This window comes from Streptomyces sp. CC224B (genome assembly GCF_030010595.1).
Taxonomy (GTDB): domain Bacteria; phylum Actinomycetota; class Actinomycetes; order Streptomycetales; family Streptomycetaceae; genus Streptomyces; species Streptomyces longispororuber.
In genome coordinates this window covers 81143-95845 of the sequence record NZ_JASCXL010000024.1, presented here as the reverse complement: position 1 = coordinate 95845, position 14703 = coordinate 81143, and the positions used below count along the sequence as shown (strand labels likewise).

At 68.6% G+C, this 14703-nt stretch carries 11 protein-coding genes and 3 pseudogenes; 8 read left to right on the top strand and 6 right to left on the bottom strand.

What is annotated here, in order from left to right:
- Positions 1-358: 358 nt before the first annotated feature.
- From QK440_RS12550 to QK440_RS12540, 3 genes and pseudogenes are all read left to right on the top strand, one after another.
- On the top strand, positions 359-610 hold the full coding sequence (locus tag QK440_RS12550; protein WP_282793137.1) for a hypothetical protein: 252 nt from the start codon (positions 359-361) through the stop codon (positions 608-610).
- A gap of 209 nt (positions 611-819) precedes the next feature.
- Entirely contained in the window at positions 820-1551 is a 732-nt protein-coding gene (locus QK440_RS12545; RefSeq protein ID WP_282793136.1) for a maleylpyruvate isomerase family mycothiol-dependent enzyme, read from the top strand.
- A 114-nt stretch (positions 1552-1665) separates the two neighbouring features.
- Positions 1666-1993, top strand: a pseudogene (locus QK440_RS12540) (NAD(P)/FAD-dependent oxidoreductase); the annotation flags it as partial.
- A 72-nt stretch (positions 1994-2065) separates the two neighbouring features.
- On the opposite strand, the gene arsM reads toward QK440_RS12540, so the two are convergent.
- From arsM to QK440_RS12520, 4 genes and pseudogenes are all read right to left on the bottom strand, one after another.
- Entirely contained in the window at positions 2066-2875 is an 810-nt protein-coding gene (gene arsM, locus QK440_RS12535) for an arsenite methyltransferase (protein WP_282793135.1), read from the bottom strand.
- Positions 2876-3101: 226 nt separating this feature from the next.
- On the bottom strand, positions 3102-3398 hold the full coding sequence (locus QK440_RS12530) for a hypothetical protein (RefSeq protein ID WP_282793134.1): 297 nt from the start codon (positions 3396-3398) through the stop codon (positions 3102-3104).
- Positions 3399-3676: 278 nt separating this feature from the next.
- Positions 3677-4041, bottom strand: a pseudogene (locus QK440_RS12525) (L-threonylcarbamoyladenylate synthase); the annotation flags it as partial.
- Positions 4042-5494: 1453 nt separating this feature from the next.
- Positions 5495-6371: pseudogene (locus QK440_RS12520) on the bottom strand (IS5 family transposase).
- Between the two features lie 1089 nt (positions 6372-7460).
- Here QK440_RS12520 and QK440_RS12515 point away from each other — a divergent pair.
- Entirely contained in the window at positions 7461-8528 is a 1068-nt protein-coding gene (locus tag QK440_RS12515) for an IS110 family transposase (protein WP_282793133.1), read from the top strand.
- Positions 8529-9321: 793 nt separating this feature from the next.
- On the opposite strand, the gene QK440_RS12510 is transcribed toward QK440_RS12515, so the two are convergent.
- Positions 9322-9603 (bottom strand): helix-turn-helix domain-containing protein, encoded by a 282-nt coding sequence (locus QK440_RS12510; RefSeq protein WP_282793132.1) that lies wholly within the window; start codon positions 9601-9603, stop codon positions 9322-9324.
- A gap of 96 nt (positions 9604-9699) precedes the next feature.
- Here QK440_RS12510 and QK440_RS12505 point away from each other — a divergent pair, with 96 nt between their 5' ends.
- The 4 genes from QK440_RS12505 (at position 9700) to QK440_RS12490 (ending at position 12976) form a co-directional block, all read left to right on the top strand.
- Positions 9700-10587, top strand: a complete 888-nt coding sequence (locus tag QK440_RS12505) for a DUF5655 domain-containing protein (RefSeq protein WP_282793131.1) — start codon at positions 9700-9702, stop codon at positions 10585-10587.
- A gap of 32 nt (positions 10588-10619) precedes the next feature.
- Entirely contained in the window at positions 10620-11072 is a 453-nt protein-coding gene (locus tag QK440_RS12500; RefSeq protein ID WP_282793130.1) for a hypothetical protein, read from the top strand.
- A gap of 282 nt (positions 11073-11354) precedes the next feature.
- Positions 11355-11606 (top strand): hypothetical protein, encoded by a 252-nt coding sequence (locus QK440_RS12495; RefSeq protein ID WP_282793129.1) that lies wholly within the window; start codon positions 11355-11357, stop codon positions 11604-11606.
- A gap of 815 nt (positions 11607-12421) precedes the next feature.
- On the top strand, positions 12422-12976 hold the full coding sequence (locus QK440_RS12490) for a hypothetical protein (RefSeq protein WP_282793128.1): 555 nt from the start codon (positions 12422-12424) through the stop codon (positions 12974-12976).
- A 311-nt stretch (positions 12977-13287) separates the two neighbouring features.
- On the opposite strand, the gene QK440_RS12485 is transcribed toward QK440_RS12490, so the two are convergent.
- A complete protein-coding gene (locus QK440_RS12485) occupies positions 13288-14667 on the bottom strand; it encodes a DUF317 domain-containing protein (protein WP_282793127.1) in 1380 nt (459 codons plus the stop codon).
- Positions 14668-14703 lie beyond the last annotated feature (36 nt).

Here is a 14703-nt window from a genome sequence, read left to right as displayed (position 1 = left end):
GACCGGCAGCGCCAGGCCTTCGCCGAGGGCGGCGTGGCGGCGGTCACCGCCCTCGTCACCGGCGAGACGGCGGCGCCATGAGCGGCGGCGAGATGGTTACTGAACATTTGGTCCTATGACGTGTACTTGGTTCCGTGTACTCGGTCCTGTGCCAGTTGCGGAGGGTTCGTGGGTGAGGCGCCGGATCATGAGGTCGATCAGCGCGAGGTGACCGGGCGGAGGGATCATCCTCGCCTCCGGCGGCGCCCCCCGGCGACCTCGAGCCCGCCGACCGGCGCCACGTCGTCGACCAAGTCCGCACTCGCTACCTCGGCCCCGAGCGCCGCGTCGGCTCAGGCACCTACTCCCACCCCAAAAAATGCCACCAGAACGTCCTGCGCGCTCGCCGTTCTCGCAGGTCGGCACGGTGCGCTGGGATCACGCTCTGACCCGCGCCGTGGACGAGGTCATCGGCTGGGCGTTCAGCCTGTCGCACTCCAGTCCCGCCCAGCTCGGCGAGCAGAAAGACGCCTTCGAGCAGGACCTGCGCGCAGCGCTGCTCGACTTCGACCCCTCCGGGCGGTTCGACGAAGTGATCCGCACCGAGGCGATCATCGCCACCAGCCCGTAACCAAGCCGGGGACGCGCAGTCGAAGTGCGCCGTGTGGTCCTACGCGACGGTCGCCAAGGATCGGGGTGCCTCACTCCGGGGCAAGCACACCCGGACGATGCGTGGGACGTCATCCGTGAAGCCTCGGCGCGCATCTCGGATTAACAGCGTGCACCGCTTCACAAACAGGGAACAGGTATGGCGACGTGCCGCCCCCCGATCGGAGATCCATGCCCCACGACGAAGAGGACAGCCCGACCGCGCTTCTGCCCCTCCTGCACATCTGCGCCGACCGGTTAATCGCGACGGCGACTACGCTTTCGGACCATGATGTCCGCGCGCCGTCCTTGCTGCCCGGCTGGAGCCGCGCCCACGTCCTGACGCACGTGGCCCGTAGCGCCGATTCCCGCACCCGTCTGCTCGCCTCCGCACGCACCGGCTCCAACCTTGCGCAGTACGCCAGCGACGATCAGCGGGAGCGAGAGATCCAGGAGGGCGCCGGACGGTCCGCCGGGGCCCTCCTCGACGACCTAGACACCGCCTTGCACCGCTTCCTCTCCGCAGCCAGCGACCACCCCACCCACGACTGGGACGTGCCCGTGCGCTGGCTCGGGGCCGGTCTGCGACCGGCGCGCGGAGCCGTCAGAAGCATGCTGCGCGAGGTGGAGGTGCACCACACCGACCTGGCCACCGGACACTCTCCGGCCCTCTGGCCCGCTTCCTTCACCGCCCGCGAACTGGAGACGACCATCGAGAGACTGCGCACCAACCCCCACACCCCGCCCATGACACTACGCGCCGACGAGGACCAGACCCCGCGGGTCCTCGGCAACACCCCAGGGCCGCTGGTCTGCGGGCCTGAAGCCGAGCTCCTGGGCTGGCTCACGGGACGGACCGACGGGCTCACCCTGACCGTGCAGCCTCAAGGACCCCTACCGACCCCACCGGTCTGGCGCAGCTGACCGTCGAAGGCGTTCGACGCGGACAGAACGCACTCCCATCCGGCTGGCCGGCCACTACATCGAGATCCCCGGCCTTCCCCGCGCCGCCGTCAACGCCCTCTGACCCACCCGCTGCTCGCCGGCGTCGTGTTCCGCGACACCTTCACTGGCGCTGCCCGCGAGTTGGACATGATGGGGCTGTTCATCGCGATCGGCCACGACCCCCGCACCGAACTTTTCACCGGCCAGCTCGACCTCGATACCGAGGGCTACCTCACGGTGCAGGCGCCCTCGACGCGCACCAGCATCCCCGGCGTCTTCGCCGCCCGGCGACGTCGTCGGCCACAGCTTCCGGCAGGCCATCACCGCCGCCGGTTCCGGCTGCGCCGCCGCCCTCGATGCCGAGCGCTACCTCGCCCAACTCGCCCACCACCACAAGGCATTGATCCCGGCCGGTATCTGACCCGGCCGCAGGGAGCACGCCGAAGGGCCGCACCCCCAGGGGTGCGCCCTTCGGCGTGCTCGGGCGGTGCGGTCAGCTGCAGCAGGACGATCCCTGCGCCTGGCCGCCCGTCTCGACGAGAGACAGCAGCGGGGCGGTGGCGGGCTTCATGGCGCGGACGATGGCGGAGTGCATGCCGTCGGCGACCTGGTGAGTAGAGGTGAGGGTGATGTCGGTGAATCCGGCCGCTTCCAGCCCCTGCCGGTACTCGGAAAACGAGAGGGCACCCGCGATACAGCCGACGTAGTTGCCACGCTCGGCACGCTGGTCGGCGCTGAGGTGGTCCTCGGCGACGACGTCCGAGACGCCGATCCGCCCGCCCGGGGTGAGCACGCGGAACATCTCGGCGAAGACGGCGGGCTTGTCGACGGACAGATTGATCACGCAGTTGGAGATCACGACGTCGATGGTGTTGGCGGGCAGCGGCACCGCCTCGATCGTGCCCTTGAGGAACTCGACGTTCGTCGCTCCGGCCTTCTCCTTGTTGGCCAGCGCGAGCGCGAGCATCTCCTCGGTCATGTCCAGCCCGTACACCTTGCCGCTCATGCCGACCCGGCGCGCGGACAGCAGGACATCGATGCCGCCGCCCGAGCCGAGGTCCAGGACGCGCTCGCCCTCGCGCAGGTCGGCCACCGCGGTGGGGTTGCCACACCCCAGCGAGGCAGCGACCGCGTCGGCGGGCAGCGCCTCGCGCTCTTCGGAGCCGTACAGACCGGACCCGAAGTTCTCGTCGATCCCGACTGCCTCCGAGCCGCAACACGCAGTGCCGCCCTGGGTGACCTTGAGGGCGGCGGCGGCATAGCCGACGCGGACGGTCTCTCGCAGATCGGACTGCTCGCTCATGGGGAACCCCTCCAGCTGTATCGGTGCCTGCGGAAACAAGACTGCCCGCTGGATTGATAAGTGTCAACATAGAGGAATGTCGAACCAGCGTGGGTGTGGCCGCGGGGGAGCGGCTCAGCGGTTCCGTTGCAGGTGCGGCTTGGCGGCAACGTCCGGGTCGAAGGGTCGGGCTGAGGCAGCGCCTGGAGGAGCTGCTGGTTGCGCGCGGACAACTGGTTGACAGTGCTCAAAGCCGGTGCGCAGCTCGGTCAGTTCGGCCGCGTCTTTGGCGCAGAGCTTCTCGAGTGACGACCTGTCGGCGCAGGCGGATCTCGGAGTCCGGCGTCTGCCCACGGGCCCTGACCTGTGCGTAGAAGGCGTTCTTGAAGTCGAGGTGGCGCTGGGTGAGCGCGCTGCGCGGTACGCCGGCTTCCTGGGCCAGGGCGACGATCGTCGGCGCGCCGGTGGAGTGCTGCGCGGTCCCCTCAAGGATGCGGTCCATGGCCGTGCGGATGCGGTCGCCTTCGTCGGGCGCAGGGCTCATGCGGTGCCGTCCTGGAGTGTGGTGCGGGTGCGGTGGCGGGCCTCGGGAGGGTCGGACGTCAACCCGAGTCATGCCAGGGTTACTTGTTGTGGTGGTCTCCGACCCGGCGGCCGTCATGATGCCGTGACCGTCGCCACCCTGGCGATCGTGACCGACCTGAACCTTGCTGGCGCCGGCTCCGAGGACCTCCCCGGTGGGGCGGGCCGGACGGCAGCTGGCACCGGCCGCTTCCGCTTCTCGTTCGCGCGGTGGGTCCTCGCCCCGCGTACGACGTGGAAGGACGGGGCTGTGACGCCGCCTCCGAAGACCGACCGCAGTGCGAGGGCGACCAGGTGGTGAGGCGCGCGTATGGCGACGGTCTCCAGGCCGCCCGTCGCTTCGAGAGGCACTGGGGGGCGCGCCGCAGGACCGGCGTGAGGGGCCTTGCCCAGAAGCGCATGGCCAACAGGCGCGCCGTCGCGGGTGCGTCCTGCATCCAGTCGCTCAGGTGCTCCGCGCCGCCGATGTGGACGATCAGCGGGTGGGAGGGCGGGTGCCCCTTGGCCTGGAAGATGCGTGTCACGGCGGCGGGGTCCTCGGCGTTGGCGCCGAGGCCGTAGACGGTCTCGGTCGGGAAGGCCACCAGGCCTCCGTCGTGCAGCACCCCGGCCGCCTTCTCAATGTCGCTGGTACGTGCCGTCGACCGGGCAATTCTTCCTCTCCACGCGCCGGGTCACACCGGCTCTGGAAGGTTCCGCGCCACGGGCGGGAGAGGGCGAGAGTCTGCGTGGCGTGACGAGCGACTTCGTCGTCATCTGGACGGCTGCGTCCGGAGTACCGCGGCAGTGGGTGGGCCGGTCCTGCACCGGCCCACCCACTGGTCCTCATGCCTGCCGAGGGCTCTTGGCGGCGGTCGGCGTGCGGTGTACGGGCAGAAGGCGGGACAGCGCCCCGCGCGGACGGTGCGCGGGAGCCGAGGCAGGTGTCTGCCGTGCTGTGGGCAGCCGCTCCGCGTCCGCTGGCGCGATCGTACCATCCACGGCCGCGTCACCACGATCGGGTGTGCGACGGGATTCGGGGCGGGGGCCGGGGGCGGGGCGGCGGGCGAGGTAGGCCTGTGCGCGCAGATAGGCTTCCAGCGCGCGCCCGGGGTCGATGGGCATGATGGTTCTCCTGCTGGTGCTGTGGTGGGGGGCGTTCCCGCAGCGGGCGGGAAGGGCCACTCAGCAGCGCAGGACCGTATGGCGGGCACGGGCGGCGGCGAGCACGGTGCTCTCGGGCCAGGACCTGGCCGCCTGCCGTACGGGGTTCCGCAGTGAACCGACCGCGGGGGCGGAGGGTGGCTGGCAGGCACGCCCCTCGAGGGAGCGCCGGTCCCGGTCAGCGCGAGAAATGCCCCGCTGTCCAGAAAAGCAGGCCGTGTTCCCGTCGGCTCCGAGCTCGCCCGTCATGGACGCGGTGATCTCGGTCGGCTCCGCGAGATACCCAGGGGTGAGTTGCGTGCCGCACAGGACAAGCACCAAAGAGACCAGCGCGACAGCGGCGGCCCGCGCAGCGGACCACCGAGCAGCACCACTCCAGCCAACCATGCACCAAGGGTAGTCACACGACAGCGCATAGTGCATTCAGTCGGACGGGTGAGATCTTGCAACGACTGAGACGCGGCACGCTCCTCGGGACTGCCGTGGCGGTGGTGACCCTCATGGCCCGGCTGACCGTACCGGCGCCAGGGGTGCCGTTCGCTCCTTTTCAGTGATCGGGCTTGCTGCCTGCTGGAGCGGCGTTCGCTCGGGCGTGCACCAGCCGAGGCCGAGCCGGGGGCGCTCCCATGAAGGCGCGGCTCGGCCCGCCCGGCGGATGGAGGTCCCGGGCGCGTGGCGCCGTCTGGACGCCTACATCGCCGGCCGTACCACCGTGGCCGGCATCATGAGCACCCCCTCGCTCGCACGGTCACAGCCTTGACGAGCCGGGCCGGACTCGGTCACCTTCGGTCTCCGGGCCCGCGGCGTTCACGCGGCGAGGCGTGATGCGGCCGCCGCCTGGCGTGACCTCTGCGCGGTGGGCCTCGGGTCGCTCTGACTGAGGGTTTGGTCCGTGGATTTGTGTGTGGTCCTGGGTCAGGTTCCGCGCCAGTTCGGGGTGGCTTCGCCGGTGAGTCTGCGGGCCATGAGGTCGGTCATCGCGGGGTGGATCATGGCTTCGGAAGCGGTGTGGGTGGGTCTCGTGGTCGCGGGTGAGGCGTCGGTGGTGCATGAGCCAGCCGATGCTGCGTTCGATGGTCCACCGTCTGGGAATGATCGTGAATCCGCGGGTGCCGGGCGGGCGGTGGACGGGGTGGACGTCGATGCCGAGGCGGGCGTCGTGGCCGATGGCGGTGGTGCGGTAGCCCGCGTCCACCCAGGCCTTCGTGATGTGCGGGTGGGCGGTGGCGATGCGGGACAGCAGGGTCACGCCGGCCGCGGTGTCTGAGACGCTGACGGCGGTGACCAGCACGGTCAGCAGCAGCCCGAGGGTGTCACAGCCGAGGTGGCACTTGCGCCCGATGATCCGTTTCCCGGCGTTTGTGCCCTGAACCGCGAGGTGCACGTTGGCGGAGGTCTTGATGGTCTGGGAGTCCAGCACGCAGGCCGATGGTTCGGCGTCACGGCCTTCGGCTTCGCGGGCCAGGCGTCGCAGCAGGCCGGTGAGCTGCTCGAAGACTCTGTCTTGTTGTCACTTGGCGAAGTATCCGTACACCGTGGCCCAGGGCGGGAAGTCGTGCGGGAGTTAGCGCCAGGGGATGCCGGTGCGGTCCACGTACAGGATGGCGTTCATGATCTGGTGCAGGTCGTGTTCGGGCGGTCGGCCGATCTCCAGCGCCTGGGCGCGGCGCTCGTTGCGCCAGGACGTCAGGACGGGCTCGATGAGTTCCCAGCGGGCGTCCGACAGGTCGCTGGGGTAGGGGCTGTGCGATGTCGTGTTTGCGGAGTAGTCGACCGTGGCCGGGCCCGCCAGCGGTCAAGGGGTGGCGTTCGGGGGCGTGTTGGGATCAGGCAGGAGCAGTCGGAACGACACGATTCCCAGGCGTCGCGGACGCGTCGGCTGTGCCTTCAAGCACAGCGGCCCCCAGCGCTGCAGGACTGTGGAAACGCCACCAACTTGACCGAGACAGGACCAAACGCTCAGTCAGGCGCCTGACACGGAGTCCTGGGCGCTGGTTGTGGTGGCTAGCACCGAGAACTGGAAGCCCAACGACTGCGAGCGCAGGTGTATGCAGGGCGGGTCCCCTGGGCGATCGACGCTTACGCGTGGAGGCTTGCCAGTACCTAGTGCTCTGCGAGCGGGAGAGAACTGATCCTGTCTACGGCGAGTCGGCTGCATGCTGCTGCGTCCGTGAAGGAGCTGATGACGCGGCCGAGCTGCCGACGCCCCAACGCCGTGGCGCTGGGTCCCCGTTGGACCTGGCGATCGCCACGTTGCCGCAGCGGCTGGTCCCGCGCGGCTGTTCTACGACTATGTCAACGGCGGCTGCCAGTGGTGCCGCACGGCGCCGCCGTATGTCAGGTGTCGCGTCTGCCTAGCGGGCGCCGCCTGACCGACGGCGCGGGGAGGGCTGCGGGTTTGCCGACGGCTGGGTTGCTCCATCCAGTCGCCGTCGGCCGCGCGCTCGGCCGCAGTGCGGGCACTCCATACCGTGGGCGGCCCGGGAACCGACAAGACCGGGCCGCCCACGGCGCGGGGCTGGACGCGCTATGCGCCCGACCCGTTCAAGGTGGTGCTTAAGGGGTCACTACGTATTGTCCCGCCTTGTTTAGCGGCTGTCACCACCCACAGTGATGATTGTGGAAGCGCCAGTATGAACCTTGCTGTAGCGGGATGATGCCTTCGGTGGCATCGCCCCGCAGGCCTGACTCAATCACTCACTGACGCTTCGGCTGTCCGTCTCGTGAATGTCGGTCCGCGGGACGGTGCCACCTTTGCACGTAGCGGGTGGGGCTCTCGTGACTTAATAGGTGCTCGACCAGCGGTCCCATCACTGTGCTGTCCGTCAGCCCGGCCGAGACGTGCTCGCCCAGCTCACCCGGACCAACTGCGGACTATGCCATGAACGTTGAACCCACGCCGGTGATCGGCGGCATCGACACCCACACCGACTTCCACCAGCTCGCCGTCATCGACACCGTCGGCAGGCAGCTCGACACCAAGGCGTTCCCGACAACGCCGGACGGCTACCGCCACCTGTTGCGGTGGATGCGCACGCACGGCGAGGTCCTGGTCGTCGGCATGGAGAGCACCGGCCACTACGGTGCCGAACTCGCCTGCTTCCTGTACACCCACGGCGTCCAGGTCGTCGAGGTCGACCGGCCCGACAAGCGCACTCGCCGCGTCTACGGCAAGACCGATCCCCTGGACGCCTACAGCGCCGCGGCCGCCGTCCTGTCCGGTCACGCCAAGGGGACCCCCAAGAGCCACAACGGCATCGTCGAGTCGATACGCGTGCTGCGCACGGCCCGGATCAGCGCCATCAAGGCCCGCACTCAGGCCATCAACCAGATTCATGCCCTGATCATCCCTGCCCCCAGCGAGATCAGGGAGAACGTGCGGGGCCTGACCACGCACAAGCTGATCACCGCCCTGGCCCGCACCCGTCCGACCGGTGACCCCGCCGACCCAGTCCACGCGACCAGGACCACACTGCGCCGGCTCGCCCGCCGCTACCTGGCACTCAACGAAGAGATCAAGGAGACAGAAGCCGAGATCAAGCCCCTGGTTACCCGGGCCGCACCAACCCTCGTCGCTCAGCCTGGGATCGGCCCGGAGACCGCTGGCCAACTCCTTATCAGTGCAGGCGACAACCCTCAGCGGCTGAGGACGGAGGCCTCCTTCGCCCGGCTCTGCGGGGTCGCTCCCATCCCCGCGTCCTCGGGACGCACCGACCGTCACCCTCTCCACCGCGGAGGTGACCGGCAGGCCAACAAGGCCCTGCACGCCATCGTCATGGTCCGCATGAAGTACGACGCCCGCACCCAGGACTACGTCACCCGACGCATCGCGGAAGGGCTGTCGAAGCGGGACATCATCCGCTGCCTCAAACGCTTCGTCGCCCGCGAGGTCTACCACCGCCTACCTCAGTTCTCCTGGCACCCGGAACAACTCCTTCAAACGGCTTGACGCTCTATAGGAGCTTCATGGGTGAGGGGGCGCGCCTCGCGCGCTTACACCACCGACCGCCCATCCTCGACCTCGCCCACGACATCATTGCACCCCCCACGCGCATCCACGGAAAACCCGCCGAAACGTGAAGGCGCATACCCTTCGCCTCGCTCCAGCCGCGCTGCACTGACGCCTCCCGGCCAAACTGTCCAAACCGCGTATGTGCCCCCTCGCCGAGAGTTCTAGGCTGTCGGGCAGGACGTCTCGCGACCCGCTGCCACAGCTGTGCGTCCGAGGCCTCCTGGCAGACACCCAGTCCCCGGGTCACAATCCCCACCGGGACGACCCAGGCCGCGCACGGCGGACACACACGCGGCCTGGGCCTTTCGTCCTCCCGGCTGTTCCATCCGGGGCCCACTCCCGCGGGGCCCCGGCCCGGCGAGGGCGGAACCGCGCGAGGAACCACGCGGCGGAGGGGAGTAAGCCGCGTTCATCCCTGCGCCACGGCCGCCGTCAGTGCACCGCCTGGTGGTAGCCGTCGACCACTGCCGTTCCCGGCACTTCGACCTTAGCGCCAGCACCCCCGCATGCCTATGACCTGCCCAGCCATGCACCCATCGGTCTCCGCCACCCGGCGCTGCCGCGAGCACCGCACCGCGCTGTTAGCTGACCGCGCGCCCCGCCCCTCCCTCTGCAATTCATCACCGAGTGTCACAGGCAAGAGGTGCGAGCACAGGGTGACTTGCGCGTGATCGTGTGACACGTAGAAGCCCCCGCCGGACCTCCGGCGGGGGCTTCTACGTGCAGTGGGTCACGCTGGAGCGGCGTCTGGGTCGTTGGTCCCACCGTACTCGGGCTCGCCGCTGTCGAGGACGCGGAGCAAGGACGCGGTGACGACACGTGTGCTGCGGCCGATCCGCAGCACACGGCAGGGGAACTCTCCACGCCGTACGAGGTCGTAGCCCTTCGCCCTGGAGAACCCGAAGGCACGGGAGGCGTCCTCGACGCTTCCGGTTCCGCCCCAGGTGGCGCGAATGTGGGCGGGGCTGTACCGGGCGCCCAGGCCCGGCATGACGTTGTTCTGGCTGTGCATGTGCGGCTCTTCGGTTCCTTTCACGATGGTTTCGGTCGCGGAAATATCCCCCGCCTTGGTGACGTTCCCCTCTGACACTGTGATCGCGGAGGGGGAGTGGTGGGTCTGAAGCTGTTCAACACGGCGGGCGGCGTGCACGAGGTCGTGCCGCGCCTGGCTGCGGCAGAGGCGGATGTGCAGGACCTCGTCGAGGCGCACATGGAGAAGATGCTGGGCGTCACGTTCCTGGCGAGCGAGTTCATCATCGACTGTGTCGATGGCGGGCGGATCGACTCGCTGGGTCTCGACGAAAACGGGGCGCCCGTGGTCGTCGAGTACAAGCGGGGCACCGACGCGGGTGCGATCAACCAGGGCCTCTACTACATGGCCTGGCTGACGAACCACAAGGATGCCTTCCGGAATCTGGTCCACGATCGGCTCGGGGCCACGGCCGCGTCCCAGATCCTGTGGAGCGCGCCCCGACTGATCTGCGTGGCCGGCGACTTCACCCGCTACGACGCGCACGCCGTGCGCGAGCACCGGCGCTCGATCGACCTGGTCCGCTACCGGTACTTCGGCAGCGACCACTTCGGCCTTGAGACCGTGGCCTCCGTCACGGGGCACTCGCCCCCGGCCAAGCGGGTACGCCGACGTGCGGCAGGGGCACCGCCGAGCAGGGATCCGAGCGGCGCGATGGCCGAGCTCGCCCAGGCGGTCGATGAGGTCCTGGTCGGACTCGGGGACGGCGTCACCAGGGTGCAGCGCAAGCACTACCGCGCCTACCGACGGCTGCGGAACTTCGCCAGCGTCTGTCCGCCGCAGCAGACCAAGATCCTCGTCTACCTCAAGGCCGACCCGAAGGAGGTCGACCTTGTTCCCGGCTTCACCCGGGACGTGACGGGGCTCGGGCACCACGGCACGGGTGACCTGGAGCTGCAGGTGCGCGCAGAGCGGGACCTGGAGCGTGCTGGAGACCTCCTCCGCCTCAGTTACGCCTCGGCCTAGAGGTCCCGCCTGGAGGCGCCAGCCTAGGCGACATGACAGCAGCCCGGTCCCTGGACCGGGGCATTGTCGAGGCCGTACGGACAGGTGCTGTTGTGCCGGTAGCTGCGGTGACCGCGCTCGACGGCCGGCAGGTGACGCTCGCCGACGGCACCGTGCTCACCCCGGATGTCGTCATCGCCGCCACCGGTTACCGCACTGGTCTGGACCGTCTTCTCGGGCCGCTTCCTGTCATTGACCCAGTGGGCCGTCCCACCGTAAGCGGCGCCCGCACTCACCCCAAGGCACCCGGCCTATACTTCGCCGGATACACCAACCCCCTCAACGGCGCCCTGCGCCAGACAGGCCTTGACGCACGCGCCATCGCACGCGCCATCCACGGTGAATGCAAGGCGCTGGCGCAAAACTCCCGCGTCCCAGTACAGAGAAGAGCGGCCAGAGGACATGACGACCCCGGCAAGCACAGGCCACAGTCGTCCACCCGGTAGCCGCGTAGCGGTGGCGAAAGGCACCGGGCGCGGCATCCGACGTGCGTCGCGCAGAAACTGCCCCGTCTTCAGGTCGCGGACCGGTTCCATCTCTGGCAAAGCTGGGCCGGGCCGTGGAAACCTGCGTCGCCGCCCACCGCGACTGCCTGGGCCCGATTCGGATCCAGCCGGTCGGCGGGCCGAACGCAAAGAGGGGCCGCGCACGCCCCGGTCCACGAATTGCTCGCCCAAGGCCATTCCCGCCGGGCGATAGCCCGGCACCTGGGCTGGTGTCTCAACACCGTGCTCCGTTATGCCTCCACCGCACGCTGGCAGGACATCTTCCGCGAGAACCGGCCCCGCCCCAGCAGACTGGACCCCTACAAGCCTGACCTGGACCGACGGTTCACCGCGGGCTGCACGAACGCCACCCAGCTGCACGGCAAACTCATGGCCGAGCACGCGCCCGTCACCTATCAAATGGTCCGCGCCCACATCGCCACCCTGCGCACCATGCCACCGGGCCACCGCCCCCGCCAACGGTTCGGCAGGTGACCGGCTGGCTCACCCGGCGCCCCACAGCCCTGAGCGAAGAACACCACGCCGATCTCAAGAGCGTCCTGTCCCGCTGCCCCGAAAACTGGATACGGCCGCCCAGCATGTCCGCGACTTCGGCGAGATCCTTACTAACCGCCTCGGGGCCACGCTCCCTGCCTGAATTGATGCCGTCGACACCAGCCAACTGCCCGGGCGCAGCAACTTCGCACTCCACCTGCTCCAAGACCTCGACGCCGTGACAGCCGGACTCACCCTGCAGTGGAACTCAGGCGGCACCGAGGGCGCCATGAACCGCATCAAGAAGATCAAAAGGCAGCTCTACGGACGGATTCGAACTGTTTCGCAAGATGATCCTGCTTCAGTGACCCTCTGCGACCGCTCCCCAAGATCTGTGCCAGAACCGAGAAGTGATGTCACTGCTGACCTCGTCGGCTGAGGCAGCCCGGCCCGGTGTATTGGCAGCGGACGTGATCAACCAGACGCAGGGGAAACCGCTGAGACCTGCTGGTTCCGGCTGGTTTTGAGGTAGATCCCTGACAGAGTCGGGCGCTCACCGCCGCTGGCCTCGGTGACAGCGAACTCAGCCGTTTCGGCTTTTTGACAGCGAACCTAGTCGTGAGGGGTGAGCACGCTGGGGAATCTCGGTTGATCTAGTCCTCTGCAAGTGGATGTCAGATCGTGTCGCAGTCGATCTGGTTCGGCTCTACGCTCCGGCGAGATGCGCCCATTCACTGTCGAATCGTCGGGGACCTGCCTCAAGCTCAGTCGCTACCTTGGTCTGACTGGGATGTTCAAGGCGAGCGGAGGACGGAGTGCAGCAGATCGGGCCCAGGGTCGGAATGCGGCTGATCCACATGACCCGCACTGAGCACCGCGGATCAACTACGTACCACTACTACCGGATCCAGACCGCATGGGTCGACCGGCCGCCCGAGGGTGTCCGAATCGGGTACCTGCGGTGCGCCACCTGCGGTGACATGGTCGGCTTCCGGCTACACAGTCAGGCACGTGCCAAGACGCGCCAACGGCTGTGGCTTGCAATCGCGCTCATCGCAGCAGCCGCGCTTACGGTGCTCATCACGCTTACGGCGATGATGATCAGGAGCGACGCGGGGACTGAATCCCAAACTATCGTGCCCAGCGGTCTCGCGGTGCTTGCACTGATACTGTCGGTCACCATGCTCCCCAGCGAGGATGGCGTGACGCTTGCCCGTCTTCGGAATAGCGGTCCACATACCTTCAAGCCACTGAAACCGAGCGTTGCGTGGTCCAAGCCACCCGCAACCGACTGGCCTGTCCGCGCAGAGATCGTCTATGACTTAGCCCCACTCGACTATGGCGATTCAGACGGGCACCCACTCGCTTGAGTTCCAAGCGCGTCAGCAAACCGGGACAACACGATCCCGAACAGCGTCAGCACGAGCAGACTCATTGACATCCAACCTAGTCGGCCCAGGTCAGCGGCCTACACACGACTAACTTCGCTGTTGAAGGACAGGCACCTCGAAACGATCCCCGCTCTCGGTTACGAAGCCACAGCGGCCTTCCACGGCGATGCTGCTCATGACCGAGCGCAGGCGGCCGATCAGCTGCCACGACAGGAAGAAGCAGAGCGTCCTGAACACTGTCAGGGTGCCGAAGCCCACCCAGAGCAGGTCGTCCGCTCAGGGGTCGGGGTTCACCGGCTCCGCCCGGGAAGCGCGGCTGGTGGTGAAGCTGCCACGGTAGGAGGGGCCTGCGCGGTGCGGAGCGCTGGACCATCAGCCGCTGGTCGTACGAGGCGGGTGCCTTGTCCCTCGGCCATCTCGAAGGCGAGGTACTGCACCAGGACTGCTGGGGCCTTCGCGGACAGCTGGAGTGCCCAAGCCGGTTGGTGGACGGCGTGGCCGCCCCAGATGGTCCAGCTGGGAAGCGGGCCGTCGGCCTTCTGGGCGGCGAAGGTGTCGAACTGGACGCCCCCTTCTTGGGGGCCGGGGGTCTTCCAGGTGATGTAGCGCCCGTCGACGGTGTGCTTCCAGTCCGCGTCGGCGAGCGGACTGGTCGCCTCGGTGATGGCGGCCTCGGGAGCGGTGGGGGAGAGGCCGCTGCCCCAGGCGTTCTCGGTGGCCATCGCGTCGAGCAGAGCGCTCACGATCGCGGTGGGCGTGGACGCGGTGGCCGTGCCGTGCCACAGTCGGTCGCTGACCGGCGTCTCGTAGGCCGCGAAGGTCCACTTCGTGCCACGGCCTTCGGCATCGTGGTCGAAGACCGCGCGCAGAGTCAGGGACTCGTGATTCGCGACGGCGGTGGAGTCCTCCCAGGTGCGGTACTTCTCCCACTCGTCCTGTTCTTCAAGAAACTTGTCCAGCAGAGCCTCGTGGTCACCAGGGTCGGCCGCGTACACCGGCACCCGTTCGGTCGTCGCCTGCGGTTCCACGGGGGCGTTGCGGGCGGCCGGTCCGGCCGACAGGGCGGCGAGGGCCTGGGCAGCCTGCTGTTCGGTTTCGGTGGCCGGTGCGGGGCCGGTTCGGATGGCATCGCCGTACAGGCGCTCGAAGTCGGCGATGGCTCCCTTGGGGGTGTCATAGGTGCCGCTGACGACGCGCAGGTGGTCCTGGCCGTGGAGGTGGACACTGTTGGCGTGCTGGTAGGTGCCGACGGCGACGGTGGTGTGGCCGTCGTGGGCGTGCTGGTGGATGGTGAGGTACCCGGCGGCGATGTCGTCGTGGATCTTCTGGGCTTCGGCGGACACGAGGCGGATTTCGTCGCGGTCCAGCCAGGTCATGGGGTGGTGGGCCCAGGTCCACTCAGTGGCGATCTCTTCCTGCAGCTGATCGGTGATGTCCACGGGGATGCCGGCGTCGCGCAGGAGGTCGGCGGCGATGTTGGCGTAGTAGGGCTCCTCGTGGTCGATACGGACGAGGAGCATCGTGTCGTCGCCGGCCGGTCGGAAGCCTTCCGAGGTGAGGGTGGCGCGGGCGGTGTGCAGTTTGCTGCCGGTGAGGGTGGCGACGACGGCGCTGGGGTGCAGGGGGTGCAGGGCGAGGCGAACGTGAGCGTCGGGCGCGGTGCCGGGCATAGGGGGCTCGTTTCACCGGTCCGGGCCGATGCGGAG

What these genes read in the sequence shown, in the direction of transcription:
- QK440_RS12550 (WP_282793137.1), top strand. Translation starts at nt 359, where the DNA reads ATGCCACCAGAACGTCCTGCGCGCTCGCCGTTCTCGCAGGTCGGCACG.
- QK440_RS12545 (WP_282793136.1), top strand. Translation starts at nt 820, where the DNA reads ATGCCCCACGACGAAGAGGACAGCCCGACCGCGCTTCTGCCCCTCCTG.
- arsM (WP_282793135.1), bottom strand. Translation starts at nt 2,875, where the DNA reads ATGAGCGAGCAGTCCGATCTGCGAGAGACCGTCCGCGTCGGCTATGCC.
- QK440_RS12530 (WP_282793134.1), bottom strand. Translation starts at nt 3,398, where the DNA reads ATGAGCCCTGCGCCCGACGAAGGCGACCGCATCCGCACGGCCATGGAC.
- QK440_RS12515 (WP_282793133.1), top strand. Translation starts at nt 7,461, where the DNA reads ATGAACGTTGAACCCACGCCGGTGATCGGCGGCATCGACACCCACACC.
- QK440_RS12510 (WP_282793132.1), bottom strand. Translation starts at nt 9,603, where the DNA reads ATGCACAGCCAGAACAACGTCATGCCGGGCCTGGGCGCCCGGTACAGC.
- QK440_RS12500 (WP_282793130.1), top strand. Translation starts at nt 10,620, where the DNA reads ATGACAGCAGCCCGGTCCCTGGACCGGGGCATTGTCGAGGCCGTACGG.
- QK440_RS12485 (WP_282793127.1), bottom strand. Translation starts at nt 14,667, where the DNA reads ATGCCCGGCACCGCGCCCGACGCTCACGTTCGCCTCGCCCTGCACCCC.